Annotated in this window: 1 protein-coding gene; it reads left to right on the plus strand. The window is 37.6% G+C overall.

The annotated features are described in order from the left end of the window. The first annotated feature begins 307 nt into the window (after positions 1-307). Positions 308-1,198, plus strand: coding sequence for an IS982-like element ISLll1 family transposase (locus ACWD3C_RS48710; RefSeq protein ID WP_451155287.1), 891 nt, complete (start codon positions 308-310; stop codon positions 1,196-1,198). The last annotated feature ends 8 nt before the right edge of the window (positions 1,199-1,206 follow it).

Consider the following 1,206-nt stretch of genomic DNA (forward strand, 5'->3'; position numbering starts at 1 on the left):
TGGAACGCTCTTCGGCTTTTCGGTGTCTACTGAAATCAAGGTATTAATGGGAATACCAGCCTAAGATATTTGGAGTTCAGAGCGGGCGCGTTTGATTTTCAAACTTCGCAACAGAACCATCAATTCATTTTAGCTTAAATTTGAAAAAAAAGATAGTTAGAACTGGACTAAATTCAAATAAATGGATACAAAATGGAATACATCTTCTTAGGTCAATACCCGAATTGCTAGTTAATTTCATTGGAAAATAAATAAGTCGTGCTATCCTAATCTTAAACCACTAAGCATTAGAAAGCGCACGACTTATATGACTTATAATAGCACACTTCCAAAAGTTTTTGTTTATTTACTGACAACCATTGAGACGCTTTATCAAACGAGTGTTCCCCTTGAGGTTCAAAACCGAAAGAACGTCCATCTCGCAACATCAGATTGCTTAGTGATTACTTGTTACCTATGGGGCGTACTACATTTTAGTGAAACACTTAAAGCAAAGCACCAATTGGCTCAAAGTTTATTTCCTAATTTCCTAGAATATTCTCGCTTTGTCCGCCGTTGTAATGCCCTCTTACCGAGTATCCAAGTCATTCGCCAAGCACTCGTCTTTAAAGAGGTTGAAGGAATGAGTGTATCCATTATTGATAGCTTCCCCATTCCTTTGTGTCAGCCTATTCGTAACTTCAGAAGCAAAGTTCTTGGAGATTATGCCAATGTTGGCTACAATTCTACAAAGGGACAGTACTTCTATGGATGTAAATGTCATGCTTTAGTCAGTGAATCAGGCTATGTCATAGACTACACAATTACTCCTGCTTCAATGGCTGATAGTTCAATGACCGAGGAAGTGTTGAGTCAATTTGGGACACCAACAGTCCTTGGAGATATGGGATATCTAGGTCAGTCACTGCATGAAAGGCTGGAATTAGAAGGAATTGATCTAATTACACCTGTCAGGAAGAACATGAAGCAAAAGAAAATCCTTTTCCCTAATTTTTCAAAACGTAGAAAAGTGATTGAGCGAGTTTTCTCTTTTTTGACAAATCTAGGAGCTGAGCGTTGTAAAAGTCGTTCGCCTCAAGGTTTTCAATTGAAATTAGAGATGATACTTTTAGCGTATTCTTTACTGTTAAAATCAGCTAAATCACTGGAACCAGAGACTTTAAGATATTCTATCGAGTATCAAGTCATGGCTATATAATCAACTAG

The organism is Streptomyces sp. NPDC002845, assembly GCF_053591955.1.